Annotated in this window: 21 protein-coding genes and 1 tRNA gene; 14 read left to right on the top strand and 8 right to left on the bottom strand. The window is 34.5% G+C overall.

The features are described from left to right. Positions 1-934 precede the first annotated feature (934 nt). From AC1DFT_RS13430 to AC1DFT_RS13420, 3 genes are all read left to right on the top strand, one after another. On the top strand, positions 935-1348 hold the full coding sequence (locus AC1DFT_RS13430; RefSeq protein ID WP_478159261.1) for a hypothetical protein: 414 nt from the start codon (positions 935-937) through the stop codon (positions 1346-1348). Positions 1349-1390: 42 nt separating this feature from the next. After that, a complete protein-coding gene (locus AC1DFT_RS13425; RefSeq protein WP_478159260.1) occupies positions 1391-2209 on the top strand; it encodes a hypothetical protein in 819 nt (272 codons plus the stop codon). Positions 2210-2362: 153 nt separating this feature from the next. Further along, positions 2363-2509: a hypothetical protein gene (locus tag AC1DFT_RS13420; RefSeq protein ID WP_478159259.1), complete on the top strand. Its 147-nt coding sequence runs from the start codon at positions 2363-2365 to the stop codon at positions 2507-2509. 224 nt (positions 2510-2733) lie between these two features. Here AC1DFT_RS13420 and AC1DFT_RS13415 read toward each other — a convergent pair whose 3' ends face one another. Continuing rightward, positions 2734-3135 carry a hypothetical protein gene (locus AC1DFT_RS13415; RefSeq protein ID WP_478159258.1) on the bottom strand — a complete coding sequence of 134 codons (402 nt, stop codon included), beginning with the start codon at positions 3133-3135 and terminating at the stop codon, positions 2734-2736. 218 nt (positions 3136-3353) lie between these two features. Here AC1DFT_RS13415 and AC1DFT_RS13410 point away from each other — a divergent pair, with 218 nt between their 5' ends. The 3 genes from AC1DFT_RS13410 to AC1DFT_RS13400 all read left to right on the top strand — a co-directional run bounded on the left by AC1DFT_RS13410 (position 3354) and on the right by AC1DFT_RS13400 (position 4152). Beyond that, positions 3354-3740 carry a hypothetical protein gene (locus tag AC1DFT_RS13410; protein WP_478159257.1) on the top strand — a complete coding sequence of 129 codons (387 nt, stop codon included), beginning with the start codon at positions 3354-3356 and terminating at the stop codon, positions 3738-3740. A gap of 149 nt (positions 3741-3889) precedes the next feature. Continuing rightward, positions 3890-4036, top strand: a complete 147-nt coding sequence (locus AC1DFT_RS13405; protein ID WP_478159256.1) for a hypothetical protein — start codon at positions 3890-3892, stop codon at positions 4034-4036. Between the two features lie 14 nt (positions 4037-4050). Further along, positions 4051-4152, top strand: coding sequence for a hypothetical protein (locus AC1DFT_RS13400; RefSeq protein WP_478159255.1), 102 nt, complete (start codon positions 4051-4053; stop codon positions 4150-4152). A gap of 200 nt (positions 4153-4352) precedes the next feature. Here the strand turns inward: AC1DFT_RS13400 and AC1DFT_RS13395 are convergent, their stop codons facing one another. Then, positions 4353-4748 carry a VOC family protein gene (locus AC1DFT_RS13395; protein WP_478159254.1) on the bottom strand — a complete coding sequence of 132 codons (396 nt, stop codon included), beginning with the start codon at positions 4746-4748 and terminating at the stop codon, positions 4353-4355. 481 nt (positions 4749-5229) lie between these two features. On the opposite strand from AC1DFT_RS13395, the gene AC1DFT_RS13390 reads away from it, so the two are divergent. Then, positions 5230-6261, top strand: a complete 1032-nt coding sequence (locus tag AC1DFT_RS13390; protein WP_478159253.1) for a serine hydrolase domain-containing protein — start codon at positions 5230-5232, stop codon at positions 6259-6261. 28 nt (positions 6262-6289) lie between these two features. After that, positions 6290-6667, top strand: a complete 378-nt coding sequence (locus AC1DFT_RS13385) for an N-acetyltransferase family protein (protein WP_478159252.1) — start codon at positions 6290-6292, stop codon at positions 6665-6667. A 43-nt stretch (positions 6668-6710) separates the two neighbouring features. Here AC1DFT_RS13385 and AC1DFT_RS13380 read toward each other — a convergent pair whose 3' ends face one another. Next, complete coding sequence (locus tag AC1DFT_RS13380; RefSeq protein WP_478159251.1) at positions 6711-7286, bottom strand: dihydrofolate reductase family protein; 576 nt, start codon at positions 7284-7286, stop codon at positions 6711-6713. Positions 7287-7787: 501 nt separating this feature from the next. Between AC1DFT_RS13380 and AC1DFT_RS13375 the strand changes: the two genes are divergently transcribed. Both AC1DFT_RS13375 and AC1DFT_RS13370 read left to right on the top strand, forming a co-directional pair. Continuing rightward, positions 7788-8603, top strand: coding sequence for an undecaprenyl-diphosphate phosphatase (locus AC1DFT_RS13375; RefSeq protein WP_478159250.1), 816 nt, complete (start codon positions 7788-7790; stop codon positions 8601-8603). Between the two features lie 219 nt (positions 8604-8822). After that, positions 8823-9053 carry a hypothetical protein gene (locus AC1DFT_RS13370; protein WP_478159249.1) on the top strand — a complete coding sequence of 77 codons (231 nt, stop codon included), beginning with the start codon at positions 8823-8825 and terminating at the stop codon, positions 9051-9053. A gap of 255 nt (positions 9054-9308) precedes the next feature. On the opposite strand, the gene AC1DFT_RS13365 is transcribed toward AC1DFT_RS13370, so the two are convergent. From AC1DFT_RS13365 to AC1DFT_RS13355, 3 genes are all read right to left on the bottom strand, one after another. Then, positions 9309-9380: transfer RNA gene (locus AC1DFT_RS13365), tRNA-Asn, on the bottom strand. Positions 9381-9559: 179 nt separating this feature from the next. Next, positions 9560-9745, bottom strand: a complete 186-nt coding sequence (locus AC1DFT_RS13360; RefSeq protein ID WP_478159248.1) for a hypothetical protein — start codon at positions 9743-9745, stop codon at positions 9560-9562. An 889-nt stretch (positions 9746-10634) separates the two neighbouring features. Next, entirely contained in the window at positions 10635-11144 is a 510-nt protein-coding gene (locus AC1DFT_RS13355; RefSeq protein WP_478159247.1) for a DUF3231 family protein, read from the bottom strand. Positions 11145-11700: 556 nt separating this feature from the next. On the opposite strand from AC1DFT_RS13355, the gene AC1DFT_RS13350 reads away from it, so the two are divergent. The 3 genes from AC1DFT_RS13350 (at position 11701) to AC1DFT_RS13340 (ending at position 12834) form a co-directional block, all read left to right on the top strand. Continuing rightward, positions 11701-12099: a hypothetical protein gene (locus AC1DFT_RS13350; protein ID WP_478159246.1), complete on the top strand. Its 399-nt coding sequence runs from the start codon at positions 11701-11703 to the stop codon at positions 12097-12099. Continuing rightward, positions 12006-12407 (top strand): S16 family serine protease, encoded by a 402-nt coding sequence (locus tag AC1DFT_RS13345; protein WP_478159262.1) that lies wholly within the window; start codon positions 12006-12008, stop codon positions 12405-12407. The genes AC1DFT_RS13350 and AC1DFT_RS13345 overlap by 94 nt, the downstream gene beginning before the upstream one ends. A gap of 226 nt (positions 12408-12633) precedes the next feature. Next, on the top strand, positions 12634-12834 hold the full coding sequence (locus tag AC1DFT_RS13340) for a hypothetical protein (RefSeq protein ID WP_478159245.1): 201 nt from the start codon (positions 12634-12636) through the stop codon (positions 12832-12834). A gap of 484 nt (positions 12835-13318) precedes the next feature. Here AC1DFT_RS13340 and AC1DFT_RS13335 read toward each other — a convergent pair whose 3' ends face one another. Together AC1DFT_RS13335 and AC1DFT_RS13330 are read right to left on the bottom strand one after the other, a co-directional pair. Then, positions 13319-13606 carry a spore coat protein gene (locus AC1DFT_RS13335; protein ID WP_478159244.1) on the bottom strand — a complete coding sequence of 96 codons (288 nt, stop codon included), beginning with the start codon at positions 13604-13606 and terminating at the stop codon, positions 13319-13321. Positions 13607-13628: 22 nt separating this feature from the next. Next, positions 13629-13829, bottom strand: a complete 201-nt coding sequence (locus AC1DFT_RS13330) for a hypothetical protein (protein WP_478159243.1) — start codon at positions 13827-13829, stop codon at positions 13629-13631. Between the two features lie 557 nt (positions 13830-14386). On the opposite strand from AC1DFT_RS13330, the gene AC1DFT_RS13325 reads away from it, so the two are divergent. Then, on the top strand, positions 14387-17986 hold the full coding sequence (locus tag AC1DFT_RS13325) for a dynamin family protein (protein ID WP_478159242.1): 3600 nt from the start codon (positions 14387-14389) through the stop codon (positions 17984-17986). Positions 17987-17997: the final 11 nt, after the last annotated feature.

Below are 17997 nucleotides of genomic sequence, written 5' to 3'. Positions count from 1 at the left end.
GGACGAGGACGAACTCCTTTTGGAATGACCTGTTATTTTAAAAAACTTCGAAGCGATTTCCACTATCTGAAGAGTCTGGCCCTTTAAGTTCTTCAATGGGGTATTGAGTGGAACCGTATTTATAAAGTTAACTAGTTCTTACTAGTTAACTTTTTTGTTATTCCTATCGCAATCCAAGGTTGAAAGAAAAATGAAAGGTCAACTGGGGGGGCGTCTTATCTTCTCTGGTATGGGAATTCAAAAAAGATTGCTTTAACGGCGGAACCGTCAGGGGATTTCCTATTCCTGTTTACTAGTAAAACCGGGGAACTTTTGCCGTCCTTCATTAAAACGCATTGTATTTATAATTTTCAATTCCTTCATAGGTATAATATAGGCTATGTATAATTAATGAAAAGGTTTGGACTAAGACCCATGTTCGGGATCTTTGCGTAGAATAATTTTGGATTGTTCTTTAATTTTAGACTAAAAGTGTATAAAAAATATTTTGCGATTTTAGTGTGAACTGAAACATTAAAAAAGTATTCTTTTTTTTTCTTATTGAACTAACGAAGCAGTTTAGTTGAAGATTCGACTTCCGAAATAACCAATTTTTTTAAATAAAATGAATAGCGATAAACACTGAAACCTCGTATATTGATTGAAATTTGTGCAAAATACGTGTGCAAAGATAATAAAGTTTTATATAAAACTTCAGTCATGTTATTCAACAATCGGGTCATTTAATGGAGGAAAAATATCAAGGAAAATTAAATTCTTATGGTAATGATAGTATGGAGTTTGTGAATTATTGTGCTTAAACTATAGATGCAGGTTAGTGAAATAAATTTATCGGATAGGACATCGAGAATTATTTATTTAAAGGATACCACTCTAAAAATTGGACATCATAACTTTATGATAATTAGAATAAATTTAAGGGTGAATATAAAAAATGAAAAAAACAAAAATAACTACATTATTAGAATTATTGAATGCTATTTCTGAAAATGTGCCGCAAATTTTGGAAGTACAAGGATCCATTCTTTCCTCTCATTCAATCACTATACCTGAAGGCTATCAATTAACAGGAAAAAATATTGAATCATGTATAGTAAGCTTCAATAATAGTGATGGTTTTGGAGTGACTCGCAACAATACCATTTCAAACCTAACTGTTATGACAAAACAAACAAACCGAGCAATTTATACAGTGTGTGGCATTCTAGATATGGGGAATCTTGTCTTTGAAAATTTGCATATTTCAGGTCAGGTTTCCATTATTTCTAGGCAAGGAACGGACAGAATTAACCTTTATGGAAACAATATTCATATCACCTCTTGCGATTCGAGGCATTATAGTGAGTAACCTCAAAAGTATGGCGTTAATGTGTATCAAGGAGCAATGACTGTGTACAATTTTAATTCAGATCCTAACAGTCAAATTGATTGTAAATTAACAAACATCTCTATAGGCGATAAAAATGCTCCTGTAATTGGCTCAGGTATTTTTGTTTGTGGATTCGGCGATGAAGGTGGCAGAGTTAATTTAGAAGCACTAACTACAGGTGCTGTCTATTCAAATGGAATGCTGCCGTATGGGACAGCAAATATTATTACCGCGGCAGTATTCATTGTGTATGGTGTGGAAGCAAAAATAGTTGAACATCATGACGAGATTGTGACTTACGGGGTGAATGACATGGTGCTGGATACATGGGGAAAAGTTGAAAAATGGGTTAGCCATTGTCCGATCATATCTTATGGACCAAGTGGCATTGGATTTGTGAATTTTGGAACAGTAAAAGATTTCTTGGCACAGGATATTATTACATATGGATTAGGAGCGAGAGGGTTCAATCAATATGACGGTACAGTAGAAAATATTAAATTTAAATCCATTACAACCTATGGCGACGGTTCCATTGGAATACAAGTCAGTAAGCCCATTGGAAATATGATTATTGAAGAAAATGTCGTAACATATGGGTCTGTTGGCAATTCCCTAGTTAAAGGCGTAATAATGAAACTTGCGGCAAACGCCGTAAGTATTAAATCAGGGGGGGAAATTGAAAGTTTTACCGTCAATGGAGACATTATTACGCACGGTGATGATGTTACAAGTTACGCATTGGAAGGCGGAGAAGTGAAGGAATTTAACATTGGGGGTAAAATCATTGCTAATGGAAAAAATGCGAAAGAATTATTAAAGGACGAGGACCTTGATTAAAGTCAATTATTAATGCCCAAATCTTATAATAAGTCATATCACATGTAGCTAATCCTTTTCTTTGTGGAACTAACGAGTGCTTTAGCAAACGTTTATGGCTAAAGAAGCAGTTTAGTTACAGAGGGTATAAATTAAGGGATTCGGAGATGTAGGATGGCAAAGAAAAAAAAGGAAAAGCAGGATGGGGTTTTTAAAGAAATTTTAGGTGAGATTGGTGGTTCTATAATATTTGAAGTGGTCTGGAACATTATAATGTTTATACCAAGAATGATAATTCGCTTGATTTCAAGCATTTGGTGAAGTCATTAATTCTTATTGAACTAACGGGTGCTTTACTTCAAGAAGGTGTAAAGCACTTTTCTTATTGAACTAACGACGCAGTTTAGTTCAATAAGAACTTATAAAAAAGATGAAGTAAATGTATTTACTGTTTAATACGATTGTTGATTTTCTCCCCCGAAAAAGCGTATTCGAATTTGAATACGCTTTTCAGTGGCAATAATTTATCTCGACAATTGTTACTACTAGGGATTTTCTTGTGTGAAGTATTCTACACCTTTTGCATCTTTGATTATCCGTTCTCCTATTTTTTCAAACTCTAAAGAAATATTATCATCAAGAGTTACATAGTATTTTGAACCCTTTGTTTCAATTTTTCCTTTTTTATAAACTTTATTAAATAGTTGGTCAGATTCAGCATTTTCTTTCTCAAGAACTTCATCTATACTGCTTTTTTTAGTCTTTTCATATAATCGAAGAGTACCACTAACCATTATTCCATCCTCAACTGAAACGATAACCTGACCGTTATTATTTTTAAATCCTGAATCTTCAAAGTCTGATACTTTTGCCTTTAGAGTATCGTCACTATTTACACAAGCTGTCAAAAGGAAAGTTGTTAAAACTAACAAGATTATTTTTTTCATTTAATCCCCCCTACGTTTTTAAGTATTCGGAATTCTAGAATAACTTATATACGATTGAATTCTTAAATGGTTTCAAAAGGTTGGTGTTGTGAATATTGTACTTAAGCTAACGGGTGCTTTACTTCAATAAGGAGCAGAGCCTTTTTACTAACGAGCAGGTCGGGTGAATAAGATAAGGAATAAGGACTAAATTTAAACTGTGTAAAGAGGGTGAAAAAATGAAAAGACCTTTAGGAGTATCTTTTATTAGTTATTTTTACATCTTCGGTGCAGTTGTATTGATTTTCACAGCCATATTTTTTAATCCAGAAGCAGATGAATTTGGAATAGCAGATAGGTTTGGTTTACCAAACTTTCCAGAACAGCCATTTAGGATTATGTTGGCAGTTGTTTCCCTTATCATCATTTATGGTTATATGCGTTTAAAAAGATGGGGATTCTGGTTAATGATATTATATTCATTTGGATTTGGTCTAATAAGCTATATTAAATTATTCTCATATAATCAACAACCGTTTATTGGCAATTTTATTTGGTCAGTAATCGTTTTAATTTATACATTTTATGTTAGAAAGTCTTTTTTCAATGTAGAAAAGAGTTTTTAAGTCACTGAATATGCTTAACTGGTGAAAATTCATACCATAATTCAGTACTTTGTGAAGCATTGTACTTAAGCTAACAGGTGCTTTAGCAGAACAAGGCTGGTCAGGAGATAGCTTTTATTGTTAATGTGGTTTATGGAGGGGTGAAACAAATGGATAACGGGTTTATTAAAATTAGAAAAGCAATTTTAAGCGATGCGAAAGGAATAGCTAAAGTACAAGTCAACAGTTGGAAAGCAACATATGCCAACATAGTTTCTGATGAGGTATTGGAAAGGCCCTTGTTAAACCAGTCATAGATGAAATTAAAGGAATGGGATTAAACTCTATGTTTGTTCTTTTCTTAAAAGATAATATTTCTTGTCTGTTTTATGAATCACTTGGTGGTAGAAAAATAGATACCGTTGAAGTGTAGATTGGTGGAAAGAAATTTTCCGAACTTGTATATGGACGGGAAGATAGTAAGAATATATTTTAATTATTCTTCTTCAACTAACGACGCAGGTTAGTTGAAGAAGAAAATGGGAGTTTTAAGTCGCATCATTAGACTCATTATGTGTAATAGAAAGAAAGTCGCAAAAAAATTACGCCTGTAACTTAAATAGTAAAAAAAATTTACTGTTCCGGGTGAAGGATATTGCATGCACTTAACCAATTTCCGGAAGGATCTTTAAATCCAAAACCACCAAATTCTCCTTGTAAATTTAAAGGACCAATTTCAACTTGTTTTCCTTCTAGCCACTCATATAATTCTTTTAAGGCAGGAGTATAAAAGTCAATTATGCTATGAACGATATTAGTATTTGTATTTCTGAATGATAATCCATTAATTTCTTCAGTTTCAACCAAGAAAATTGTAGGAACTCCTTTTGATTTCATAGTAAGCATAGCATTTTTTTCACCTTGAAAGTGGACTTCGGCACCAAGGATATCGATATAAAACTCCATAGATTCTTCTAAATTAGTAACTGGTATTTCCAGTGTAGCGATATGTGAAATTAAATTAGTCATACTAGCCTCCTGTGTTATATTTGCACATATATTTTTCTACACTCAATTAAGAAATCCCTCTTAAGTTTCATTAAAAATGGAAAATAATTTATCGCTAATTCCATTTGATACATGAAGTTTGAAGTATGACATATGGGTGGAAAAAATACGATTAATATCTAATATGCATTTCGACTATAATGTGTAAGTAAAAGAGAAGGTACTAATACAGCTAACGGTGCAGATTAGTTGAAGATTCGCTTTCCGGAATAATCGATCTTAAATTTTAAAATTAATAGCGATAAACAGGTAAAACCTCGAATTTTGAGCAAAAATATGCTTAAGATACGAGGTTTGTTTTTTCTTAGAAATTGAAAATTGTCTACCGGTTTTTTATATAAGTTTGCATTTTAGTTGAAGAAAAATTTATTTTACAAATAAATATAAAAGAACGTACATTCGTGTTATAATTTATTCGATAATACTAATAAGGGGGATAATTTTGAAATTAAAAAATATTAACATTCAAGAACGCATGAAACATTACAATGTGCAAGGTTTAAGTATTACATTACTTGAGGGCGGCGAAATTAGTGGAACAGAAAATTACGGCTTATTAGAAGTGGAAAGCAACAAAAAAACAAATAAAGATTCTATTTTTAGTGCGTGTTCAATTAGTAAGTTCTTAACGGGAATACTTGTGATAAAGCTAGTAGAGGAAGGACTTCTTTATTTAGATGATGATGTGAATGATAATCTTAGATCGTGGAAAGTACCAGAAAATGATTTTACTAAAAATAAAAAAGTGACATTGAGGAACTTACTAAGTCATCAATCTGGAATTAAAGACCCTGAAGGTAGTTTTCCTGAACTGAACTCGAAAATAGGTGTTCCTTCAATGGTTGAATTATTAGAGGGGAAAACTCTTTATTGTAAAACTCCTATTGACGTCAAGTGTGAACCAGAAAGTGAATTCCATTATTCGGATGCAGGTTTTTGTATTATTCAACAACTTATAGAAGATGTTACGAACAAACCGTTTCATCAAGTGATGAATGAGCAAATATTTGAACCATTAGGAATGGCAAATAGCCATTTCAATACAACAATGTTGGAAGTTGATAGACAAAATTTTTCTTGTGGTCACAATAAAAACGGTGAATTAGTAGATGGAAAATATCCCATGTATCCTTATCCAGCGGCTTCTGGATTATGGACAACTTCTTTGAATTTAGCTGAATTGGTTCTTGAGTTAATGAATGCTGTAAAAGGTGAAAGCAAGGTTGGCATTTCGAAAAGCTTAGCAAAAGAAATGATAAGCCCACAAAAAGGTAAAAGTTGGACTGGATTAGGTTTGTTTCTTGAAGGCTCTGAAAAAGAACTAGAAATTACATCACTTGGTTGGGGAGTGGGTTTTCAATGTATGCTGGTGGCGTTACCCTATTTAGAGAAGGGTGCGGTCATAATGACGAATGCAGAATTGGGTGTTCATCAACTCGAAGGTATTATAGGAGAAATATATAAGTCTCTTTAGTCTTAAAAAGCGTTAAGGGGGGAAAAATATGCAGATAGCCTTAGCAAATCCAACTCATATACCTGAAGTTGTGTCGTTCTTCAACGAAAATTTAGACAGCAGTAACAGTGCGGTTTACTCTGAAGAATTTTTATGTCCTCTTGGAATTAAAGCATCCATAAGAAGAAAGCAAATGATAGTGGCAACAGTAGAAGGGCAAGTGGTAGGGGCTTTTCGATTTTACAGAAAAAAAACTCAAAAAAAAATATCTTTATACCAATTTGCGATTAGTGAAATTTATCGCGGTCAAGGATTATTAAAAAATATGTTCAAAACGATAAATGATTTACCTATCATTTCATTATGTCCGACTGATTCGTTGATTTGTGACCATAAGAAAACCGCCTTTGTGGAAAAAGGCGGGTAATTGAGCTAGTCTCCCCTTAGTATAATCACCTTAAGTGACAAGGTCATCTTACCGTCTGGTAAACGAGACCTATGGCTCCAGAATCAAAGGTCTTGTTTTCGATTAACTGAAGATTAATCTTCTCCTTGATACCTTGGAATAACGGCAAACCCTTACCGATCAAGACGGGAGAAACCGTAATTTTAAACTCATCAATTAAATCAAGCTGCATAAGGTAGTGTGCGAATCTTGGACTGCCAAGGATGATCATATCCTTGCCTGGCTGCTGTTTGAGGTTATTGATCTCTTCCTCGACATTTTCTTTCACGAGTCTGGAATTATTCCATTCGACTTTCTCCAGCGTCCTGGAAAAAACGATTTTGGCTGTCTTTTCGATCCACTCGGCATGATTCCGTTCATGCTGAGAAGCTGATGCGTTTGAAGGCACAGATGGCCAGTAACTATGCATCATCTGATAAGTTCCACGTCCCCAAATGACAGTGTCGACAGTACTCAGAATTTCTTTCGCGTGTTTCTCCAAATCAGCATCGTAGGAAACCCAGCCAATGTCCATTTCACCATTCGGCCCTTCTACGAAACCGTCAAGCGATGCGTGCAGAAATAGAACGAGTTTTCTCATTTTCAGCTCTCCTTTATTCATGAGGATTTTCAACATTATACATTAACTACATTTTAGCATAATTTAACTTGCGTTGTTTCTTATGGATTGCTAATCCCAAACCTGAGTTTATTCTGTTTCTTCTGGATTACGTCTGCCAGTCTATCGGGTTCAAATGCTTTGTGCGGATTCCTGGCGGGCATTCAAAAATATTTTGGTAAAATCGTGCCTGTTTACTGATACCGACACGAACAAAAAGCTTCGGCTTTCTGCTTACTAACTATCGGTGGATTTCTACAATAAGTAGAGACGCTTTTTCAATAACGGTGCAGTTGAGTTGAATAAGAAATAGAATGGTTTTACATTCCACCTAAAGACTAAAGTGACTAAAATGTAACATAAGTCCATCATATTGTTAGATTAATCGATGGTTTTTCTGATTTCAGTTTAATATATTTAAAATTAGAAATAGAACGTCCAATAGGCGATGATCTAAGAATGAGGATATATAGGGAGGTAAAAATGGGAGAATTTGATATTGCATTAATAGTAAAAATGATTTTAATTGGGCTAGTTCAAGGCTTTACAGAACCAATTCCTGTGTCATCTAGTGGGCACGTAATGATTGCAAGTGAAATCTTGGGGTTAGGTGAACAAGGATTTACTTTTGCTATATTAACAAATACAGCTTCACTATTTGCGATACTTTTTATATATAGAAAAGATATCGCAAGACTTGCAGTAAATTCAATTCTTTATTTGAAAACGAAAAATCTTCGTTATAAGAGCGACTTTTGTTTTGTTTTCTTTATCGTCATTGGCACTATTCCAGCAGGTGTTCTTGGGATATTATTAAGTGATTATATAGCAGAAAGCGTTAGCATGACAACGATTGCGGTGATGCTCTTCGTAACAGGAATTGCCCTGTGGTTAATTCGCAATCTGAAAGGTAATAAAGACGAGAGTAGTATTACAATTAAGGACGCTTTCCTCGTGGGATTAGGGCAGGCTGTCGCATTAACACCAGGGATTAGTCGTTCAGGTGCAACAATTATTTCCGCAGTTGCTGTTGGAATGAAACAAGATACGGCACTTCGATTTTCATTTATGTTGTATATTCCCGTGAGCCTCGGAGGAGTTATACTAGGTCTTTCTGATTTTCTAAATGAAACGAATAAAGCAGATTTGGCAATTCCATATTTAGCTGCATTTATTGCAACACTATTAATGACCTATTTTGCGATGAAGTGGTTTATGGGAATTATGAAAAATGGGAAGCTGGTTTATTTTACATATTATTGTTTCATAGTAGGAGCCTTACTTCTAATTTTCTTCTAACGGGTGCTTTACTTCAAGAAGGAGTGAAACCTTTTCTTTATTGAACTAACGGGGCAGTTTAGTTCAATAAGCCAAATGGATTTTTACTTATTATAAATGGAAAAATTATATAAAATTGGAACATCTATTTGTTTTAAACGTATTAAAGTAAAGCAACAGGTTAATCGAATAAAGAAGTTTGAAAGGAAAGTAATTCATAAAAAAAAGGGGGTATAGAAGGTGGACTTATTACACTGGATAACTACTGGTTTCATGCTAATCGGATTAGTTGTTCTCGTTTCTATGAAAAAAGGTATGGAAAGTAAGGTCGCTTTGATAAAAGCAAATATGGAAGACGAGGAAAATTCATCAAAAGCTAAATCCGTAATTTGGTGGATATGGAGTACCACTGCTTGGGGAGTAGGGGGTATATTTCTTGTTGTTTGGTGGTTTCATAATTATTTTGGATAACTGTCGGTTTCAAATGTACTTAAACTAACGGGTGCTATACTTCAATAAGGGAATAATTAAATCTTCGAAATACCATCACTGTGACATGTAGAAGAATTTTGTGGAAAGAAGGATTTGATGTTGCATTTTCAATATTAGAGGCAGAATGAAGATTCCTCCAAAAGTGTTAAGAAGAAAATGTTACGGAAAATTGCGGAATAATAAAAAGAATGGTTGATCGTGAAATAACACGATCAACCATTCTTTAGTTAATAACTCCGGAGGTAGGACTCGAACCTACGACCAACCGGTTAACAGCCGGTTGCTCTACCACTGAGCTACTTCGGAATAGTAGATATCTTACTATGCTTATTATCAACTAATTGTTTTTAAAATATACAACCTTAAAGGAAGAAATATTGGGGTAATAGGTTGGCGGTAAATATGAAGCAGGAGAAACAGCAATAGATACAGTCATTCCTAAAGTTAAGTTTAGGGATGACTGTATTAGCTAACTAAATTACTGACTACTTGTTGTTGTTGTTGTTGTTGTTGTTTCGCTCATTATTATTATGTTTGTTATTTTGCTCATTTAAATTGTCAAAGTTGAAATCTTCACCGAACTCAGTTGCATTATTTTGGTTGTTGTTGTTGTTGTTGTTGTTATTTCGATTTTTATTGTTGTTGCGGTTATTGTCGTTGTTATTCACCATGAACGTTCACCTCCTAGACCATATTAATGTGGCCTAAAAGGCTAAAAAAATTCTTGAAAGTTATAAAAAAATACTAAATGAAACAAACCGATCATAATGCGAACTACAATTATTAAATTGTATATCTAGACAAAAAAATAAATTGGATATATCACCACTTTTATTATCAAGCTAATATTATTTGAAATCAGAGGCTTTGTAAAATAAAAGGAGTGTTCACATGACAACAACAAAATTATGGTAAATGGGCAAACAACCTAGTCCATATTAATCGAATCACGATTGCTGAATTAGAAGCGAGAGGTTGTGAGCTTGTAAAACGTGATGATAAAGAAACGGTTAGCGATGTGAAGGATTATAATTACCGCGATAATATCGGTGCTAAATGGAAGTATTGTGGTAGTTCGTAAAATGTAAAACGTTGTCGAGCGACGATGAACCGAAAATGGTCAATTCGTTTTGCTAAGTGACTATTTCCGTAAGGCTGAATTGAAAGCTGCCGAAATATCTCATTCTAAATAGGTTTCATGGGGCGGTTTGAAATGTTACCAGAAGAAAAATTTCAGCAACAGTGAAGGATATCAGGGGAATGAGCCTAACAATTCAGTTACAGCAAAATGAACTTCGCTCTTGATGTACGTGCTTCTAAGAAAGCTATAGATATTTTAGATAGTGCTTCATAGACTGTTCGACCGCAAGGTGTAATAAAAAATAAGGTGCTTATTCAACTAACGGGTGCTTTACTTCAAGAAGGAGTAAAGCCTTTTTTCTTATTGAACGGGGCAGATTAGTTGAAGATGAATGGGAGTTTTTATGTCGCAATTGTCATATTATTTGTACTAAGAAAATAAAAAGGGCAATCAAATATAGATTGCCCTTGGAATTATTATTATTTATCTGGAAAGTCTACATGTAGTGGTGGAGGAACAAGCCAACCTTTACTTTTATTCAATCGTAACAATTTGGCACCTAGTTGAACTTTATTCATATGGAATTGACCATACATTAAAGCGATATCTTCTCTAATGGACGTTCCCATAGCTTGACTGCAAGCAACTAAACCTGCAGCTACATTCATTGAAAGTGAAGCACTGATTTCAGGATCGTAAAATCTTGCACCAGGTGGAATGTCCTCTAATCTAGCTTCCGGACGTTCAGGTGGTGCAGGAGGAAGCCCGACGCCATTTACTTTTAATATCTTTTCTAATTGCTTATTTTCTTCTTTCATACTGAGAATAAATTCTTCAATTAGTTTTGCTAATTCTTGATCACCAGTGTGGTTAATAAACGTTTGATATGCAGCAATAAATCCATTGTTTGTAGCCAGATTTGTCCAGACACCGAACACTTCACCATAATGTAACGGTTCATCTTTTGGATTTCCACTTAATACTCCCATAATAGCACTCCCTAACTACTCATAATTTTTTTCATACAGGTACTAGGATGTGCAGAGTATGAAAGATTATTCAATTGTATGGGAAATTTAAGTTATATGTACAGGAAATTTTAATTCGTTGTTCGAACATAATGTGTAATAAAAGAGAAGGCTTAGTTCAGATGGACTGAGCCTTTTTACTGCCTAAAACCTTCGTTTTACAGTGCCTTTTATCGCTACTGATTAATATTGAGGTATAGATAGATATTGTGAAATGTAAATAACTTGAAACCTCTTTTTACTTTAGACGTAGAACTACATAAAGAATATTTGCTTAGATATTAAAGACTTCCGAGTTACATAAATTAAGAGAGGGTAGATTAACATTCAAAAAGCAAAATGTTTTTCTACTATATTACATATTTCTTTAACACTTCTTTTTTATCTTCTATTTCTTTTCTTATATTTTCATGATGTTATTGATGAAATTTCATATCTAGGTATCTTGCTTATAAGCTTACTGATTTTGTCAATCTCTACCGCGGTATTTAGAAAGAAACGTACGGTAAGACGAAATATGACTATCTCGCTATCCATCCTCTTGTTGTTGTTATTTTGCTATGAGCTGCCCCTTATTGGGTTCGCTACACATTCACATATAGCAGACATATATTTTGAGCCAAGGGAGACAGTAGAGCGCTCAGGAATTTTTATTATCAGTATTGAAATTGAAACATTAAATAATATGGAAAGTAAACATGCGGTTCAGGAGCAATTAACCAAAGAGCATAAAGATGTCCTAACCATAAGCGAATTAACCAATCCAATGAGTTATAAAAACAAAAATAGGACTCTGCTAGGTTGGTTGGGGCTAAATGAAAAATCTCCAAAAGAAAAGATGAGAGAGGATTTAAGGAATATTTCGGGAAAGAAGAGCAAAGACTTACCGACTACTTTAATTACGATCAAGCAATAGGAAATAGTGCAGGTCTTGCCATATTACTAACTGAATTGATGATAAATGGAACCTTTCAAAATCACATACCAATAGCTGTTACTGGAGCTATAAATGGAAAAGGTGAAGTAAAAGCTGTGGGAGGTATCAAGGAAAAAATACGAATCGTAGAAAAATCCGGTTTTCAATTCATGATCATCCCAAGTGAAAATAGCAAAGAAGCAGAGACTTTAAAAAAAGAACTTAATACAAATATCCAAATTTTTGATGTAAACCATATAGATGAAGCAGTTAAACAGATTTATTACCTGAACGAAAAATATAAATGATATACTTTTTGTTTGAAACTAACTTGAAAATTTAAAAACTATTTGAAGGTAATTCAGACCCGTTTAAGTACTTTCTAATTCAACTAAAAAAGCAGAATAGTTCAAAAAGCAAAACGGATTTTGATAATTTATAATGGAAAATATATATAAAATTGGAACCTCTATTCATTTCAATTGTATTAAAGTAAAGGTGCAGAAAGTTTAATAATATTTATAGGAGGATTTTATGATTAGGTCTATAAAAGGACAATTTATCTTATCTATATTTGTTGCTATTGGCTTTGTATATTCTACTTTTTCTAATATTGGGTTTACTGCAGACGAGGGGGTTCTATCAGGACGAGTACTTTTCTTCTTCATCATGATTCTAACGGTTTATAATGAGGGAGTATTAACGGAAAAATACATTCAAATAAATATGACGTAGAGACATCTACGCAGAATTTGGTAAGTGGGCAGAAGATTATTATTGTGGAAAAGAATTTAGAACCATTTAGAGAGAATTGGTTTATTACATCAATAACAACGAAATATAATGAATGGGAAGCATTTACCCCAGCCGAGACAGTTTAAAATAATAGACCATTACAGTTAAAAATTCGGCAAAAAATCCTTTTGATAATTTTTGCAATGCCGTTTTTACTGTAATTTTCACTGAAAATTAAAACCAAATATCTTTTATTTAATAGTTATTTAAGGGTTAAAAAGAACTTTTCAACTTAATTATTTTCACGTATGTCTTTAATTTCTTCTAATCATTCACTATTATTTGTGAAATATTAAATCGGAGTCATCAAAACATCTTTGTGAGAAATGGGAACGATAGTGGGTAAGGAATATTGAAGATGGTAAACAAAAGAGAATGCCTAAAAGCGTATGATATATTGTACGCTTTTAGGTATTCTCTTAAATTAATTATCTGGATGCAGGTTATTTTGCATAAGTTCCTGTACTTTGCTAATCTGCTCCTCAGTTGCAAGTTCAGTTTTATACCAGCCTTTATTGTCCATAATCTGAAAAAGCTTGTAATGATTAGAACTTGCATTTTCAAAACATTGCTCATAAATTTCTCGTAGTGGCTGATGGGTGGTCTCTAACATGGTATTGGTGATGCTTCGACAGCGGCCCTTTTCCAGCTCTAGACAAAGTTGGAGCATTTCCCGATCTGTTAAGCCGCGACCTGCTATATTATTTGGCATCTTAATCATCCTTTTGGAGTATTTAAATATGGTTGGTTCGGTTGAAGTATTGGGAGAGTTGGGCAATTTTTAACTGGTGTTCTTCTGCAATTTCCTCGAGTACTTTTCTAAGCTCTTGGTCTTTGCATTGTGCAGCACACCAGTTCATCGTTTTTGCGATTATCGCTTCTGCACGTATTTCATCTTCCATAAATGCCAGTTCCTTCATCGTTAAGACGGTCATCTTATTTCACCTCTCCAAACTAAATATTATAAAGTTAGTATTGTTTATATGGTGCTAATTTATCCTTTATTAGATGATTTAGAAGGGAGGATTGTTTTTTGCCGCAAAGTAAATAGACATGTGGAAAACTATTTTCAAGTAATTGGTTGCTTTCATCGGCAATTTGGTTGCTCTCATGCTGATTTGATTGCTTTAAGAATTGAATTGGTTGCTTTCAATGCCAATTTGTTGCCCTTAGCCATTTATTGGATTCCCACAGCCGAAAAACTGCAAAAAATTTTGTTTGTAGTGATTAGCTGTTAAAGCTTATTAAGAAGCCTTATCCTTATTATGTGTTTCTTACTATTCATCGGTACTATTTGCTACATTAAAGTAGAGAGAGGGATTTGTGCTTTTATTATTTTGCTTTTCTCTATTTTTAGAGTAAAAGATCTCCTCACTATTCAAAATATTTATGCGAGTGGATTATATTTGTCCGTACAAATAGGGTCTTTTTTTGAACATTTTCTGCTATGATTAAACTACATTGTCGAAATATAAAGGAGTAGTTTTTTCAAATGGTACATTCAGCTGAGTTACAGAACATAAAAGAACAAAACGCTTTACTTGCTACATTATTTCACGAACATCAAGATGAAGAACGTTATGCGAAGGCAAAATTGTTTGCGCAGAAATTAGAACAAGGTACATTCACGATTGCCTTTGCGGGTCATTTCTCTGCCGGGAAATCGAGTATGATCAATGCGCTAGTGGAGGAACAGCTTTTACCAACAAGCCCAATACCTACTTCTGCCAATATCGTAACGGTTCAAAAAACAGATGAAAACTATGCGCTTGTTCACTTTGTCGACCAAGCACCTGTCAAGTTTTCAGGAGAGTATGATATCGGATTAGTTAAAAAGTATTCCAAAGATGGCAGTCAAGTTTCTCAAATTGAAATTGGTCACGAATCATCTGGGTTACCGGCAGGCATTAGTGTAATGGATACACCTGGAGTGGATTCCACAGATGACGCACACCGCGTCTCAACAGAATCCGCCCTCCATTTAGCAGATATTGTGTTTTATGTAATGGATTATAATCATGTCCAGTCTGAACTTAATTTCCAATTTACCAAGCAATTACTTCATTACAATGAAAATGTCTATTTAATCGTCAACCAAGTCGATAAACATCGGGAAGAGGAACTATCCTTCGAGGCCTTTAAACAATCCGTGGCAAATGCTTTTCAGGCATGGTCAGTGGAACCAAAAGATATCTTTTTCACTTCATTAAAAGATAAAACATTCGTACATAATGATTTCCCAAAAGTGCAACAAATTGTTCATCATTCCATCGATCATAAAGAAGAACTATTTATTACTTCTGCCAAAGCGACGATTGAGAAGCTTGAAGATGAACATATGCTATTTCTAGAAGATGAAAAAGAAACATGTTTCGAAACATTCGAAGAAGAACTGACAAAGGAAGAATGGGAAAATAAAGAAGAGTTAAAGAAACAACTAGAGCTATCCGAAACACATGTAAAATTGCAAGATGCAAGTCTTTGGAAAACGGAATTCGAAGAGGGACGAAAATCCATTTTACAAAATGCGTCTGTCATGCCTTATGAGATGAGAGATGCGCTAAAAACATATGCTGAAGCGATGCAAAGCTCCTTTAAAATCGGCTTTTTAAATAGTAAAAAGAAAACCGAGGAAGAAAGAGCCAATCGTTTAAAGGCCGCAAATGAATTATTAGAAAAAATTGTAGAGACAAATATTACTACTCATATAAAACAATTGAAGAAACATATGCTTAAAAACGTGTCCTTACTTTCAGATGAACGAGCGCTGGAAATAGAACAAATAGATTTTAAGTTACCTGTATCCATTATGAAAGAAACGCTGCATGAAGGTGCTAATACTACCGGAGATGCAATATTACATTATGCTAACCGGGTACAGGAGGCGATTACTCGCTTTTTCATGCGAGAAACTGATGGATGGAAAGATCAAATGGCAACACAAATAAATGAACATCCAATGGAAGAAAATGAGAAAGTGGAACAGAAGATTTTTCAGTTGAATAAAAAACTACTTGCTATTCATACGATTGAAGAAATGGAAGAAAAAATGCAAGCCTTTGCAAAGGAAGTCAAAACACCTTCCCTTGCTATTCGAAAGGAGCGAGACAAGCTACTAATTGAATGGGAGAAAGAAAGGAATGCCTTTGTAAATGCTATCACCGAATATGATGTAGTGCAGCAAGAAACAGAAGAAAAGGTCGTACAAATTATAGAAGAAGAAAAACTGCAAGAAGTAGAGGAAGTAGAAATTTCTCCGGAAACAGTACTTGTAAGAGCCAATAAAATGGCAGAAGCAATCGGGCAACTTCCCGCTTTTAAAGAAGCAGCGAGTTATTTAAAAAGAAAAGCAAGTAGAGTAGAGCATCAACAGTTTACTATTGCGCTATTTGGAGCATTTAGTGCCGGAAAATCAAGTTTTTCGAATGCCTTAATGGGTGAACTTGTGTTACCTGTATCTCCAAATCCAACGACTGCTACAATCAATAAAATTCACCCAATTTCAGAAATTCATCCGCATAATACAGCAGATGTTACGCTGAAAACGAAGCAACAGTTATTGGAAGATGTTCAATTTGCATATAGTATGCTTGGAGTGACTGTTTCTTCTTTAAAAGAGGCAGTGGAAAAAGCACCAAGCGTGATCGAGCAAACGGTAACAGAAGAGGTGCATAAATCATTCATCGTCGCTTTTCATACAGGATATGACCAATATGAAGCCAACCTTGGACAAACATTACGTGTTGATGCGGAAGAATTTCGCCTATTTGTCGCGGAGGAATCGCGCAGCTGTTTTGTAGACGTTATTGATTTTTATTATGATTGTGAGCTAACAAGACTAGGTGTTACATTAGTCGACACACCTGGAGCAGACTCGATTAACGCAAGACATACGGGAGTTGCCTTTGACTATATTCGCAATGCAGATGCGGTTTTATTCGTCACGTATTTCAATCACGCTTTTGCAAAAGCCGACCGTGAATTTTTAATCCAACTTGGCCGAGTGAAAGATTCCTTTGAGTTAGATAAAATGTTCTTCGTCGTCAATGCCATCGATCTTGCTGCAAATGAGGAAGAAGAGGCACTTGTCAAAAATTACGTGCGTGATGAGCTTCAGCGATTCGGAATCAGATTTCCACGTGTATACGGCGTCTCTAGTTTGCAAGCATTACATGAAAAACAAACGAACGCTCCATTACATGAAGGAATGTTCCAGTTTCAAGAATCCTTTTATCACTTTTTAGAGCATGATTTAAAACGAATGTCTGTCAATTCATTAGATGAAGAAACGATGCGTCAACAAATGAAGCTGCATCAGATGATTGAACAAACAGAAACCAACTTAGCTAGGAAAGACGAAAGGCTAGGAGAATTACGTTCGATTGAACAAAACATTCGTAAGCGCTACACTAATTCTAAAGGGTCAATCATTGCAAAAGAAGCAAAGCAGGAGCTTGAAACATTGCTTTACTATTTACTGCAACGAGTATATTATCGTTTCAATGAATTTTTTAAAGAAGCTTATAACCCGTCTTTATTTTCCAATCGCGCTGCGAATATCGCTTTAGAAACCGCTTTGAAAGATATATTGAACATGTTGCGTTTTGATATCGAACAAGAGTTACGTGTAACGAACTTCCGTTTATTACAATTCATTCAAAAACAGCTAACGGAACTAGAAAAAGAAGAAATGCGCCAATTAAAAGACTGGAATGAAAGCTTTACTTACACACCACATGAATTTGAGAATCATGATTTGCTAGATTTTGAAGGGCCGTTTAGGCAAGTTCAAAAATATGAACAAATAAAATCCTTCTATAAAAACAATAAGTCATTTTTCGAGAAAAACGACAAAGAAAAATTGCGAGACACACTTTCTGATCAAACGAAAGTCGAAGCGGAAAGCTATTTGAACGAGCAACAAGCAAGGCTTTTTAAATGGGCAGAGCAATATGCGGATATGGAGGCCGAAGCAGTTCGGTTGAAATGGTTAAACGATTCGATTAGTCAACTAGATGCAGAGCGTGCACTATTAGAACAAGAAGAAATGTTAGCTAAGTGGAAAGAACTATATGCTATCATTTCAAACTAAAGGGGCGAACG

The sequence above is a fragment of the Psychrobacillus sp. 05T411 genome, assembly GCF_056396485.1.
This window is presented reverse-complemented; position numbering and strand designations above follow the sequence as displayed.

What these genes read in the sequence shown, in the direction of transcription:
- AC1DFT_RS13355 (WP_478159247.1), bottom strand. Translation starts at nt 11,144, where the DNA reads ATGGGAGTATTAAGTGGAAATCCAAAAGATGAACCGTTACATTATGGT.
- AC1DFT_RS13410 (WP_478159257.1), top strand. Translation starts at nt 3,354, where the DNA reads ATGAAAAGACCTTTAGGAGTATCTTTTATTAGTTATTTTTACATCTTC.
- AC1DFT_RS13400 (WP_478159255.1), top strand. Translation starts at nt 4,051, where the DNA reads ATGGGATTAAACTCTATGTTTGTTCTTTTCTTAAAAGATAATATTTCT.
- AC1DFT_RS13375 (WP_478159250.1), top strand. Translation starts at nt 7,788, where the DNA reads ATGGGAGAATTTGATATTGCATTAATAGTAAAAATGATTTTAATTGGG.
- AC1DFT_RS13340 (WP_478159245.1), top strand. Translation starts at nt 12,634, where the DNA reads ATGATTAGGTCTATAAAAGGACAATTTATCTTATCTATATTTGTTGCT.
- AC1DFT_RS13395 (WP_478159254.1), bottom strand. Translation starts at nt 4,748, where the DNA reads ATGACTAATTTAATTTCACATATCGCTACACTGGAAATACCAGTTACT.
- AC1DFT_RS13350 (WP_478159246.1), top strand. Translation starts at nt 11,701, where the DNA reads ATGACTATCTCGCTATCCATCCTCTTGTTGTTGTTATTTTGCTATGAG.
- AC1DFT_RS13385 (WP_478159252.1), top strand. Translation starts at nt 6,290, where the DNA reads ATGCAGATAGCCTTAGCAAATCCAACTCATATACCTGAAGTTGTGTCG.
- AC1DFT_RS13325 (WP_478159242.1), top strand. Translation starts at nt 14,387, where the DNA reads ATGGTACATTCAGCTGAGTTACAGAACATAAAAGAACAAAACGCTTTA.
- AC1DFT_RS13415 (WP_478159258.1), bottom strand. Translation starts at nt 3,135, where the DNA reads ATGAAAAAAATAATCTTGTTAGTTTTAACAACTTTCCTTTTGACAGCT.
- AC1DFT_RS13420 (WP_478159259.1), top strand. Translation starts at nt 2,363, where the DNA reads ATGGCAAAGAAAAAAAAGGAAAAGCAGGATGGGGTTTTTAAAGAAATT.
- AC1DFT_RS13405 (WP_478159256.1), top strand. Translation starts at nt 3,890, where the DNA reads ATGGATAACGGGTTTATTAAAATTAGAAAAGCAATTTTAAGCGATGCG.
- AC1DFT_RS13430 (WP_478159261.1), top strand. Translation starts at nt 935, where the DNA reads ATGAAAAAAACAAAAATAACTACATTATTAGAATTATTGAATGCTATT.
- AC1DFT_RS13360 (WP_478159248.1), bottom strand. Translation starts at nt 9,745, where the DNA reads ATGGTGAATAACAACGACAATAACCGCAACAACAATAAAAATCGAAAT.
- AC1DFT_RS13335 (WP_478159244.1), bottom strand. Translation starts at nt 13,606, where the DNA reads ATGCCAAATAATATAGCAGGTCGCGGCTTAACAGATCGGGAAATGCTC.
- AC1DFT_RS13380 (WP_478159251.1), bottom strand. Translation starts at nt 7,286, where the DNA reads ATGAGAAAACTCGTTCTATTTCTGCACGCATCGCTTGACGGTTTCGTA.
- AC1DFT_RS13330 (WP_478159243.1), bottom strand. Translation starts at nt 13,829, where the DNA reads ATGACCGTCTTAACGATGAAGGAACTGGCATTTATGGAAGATGAAATA.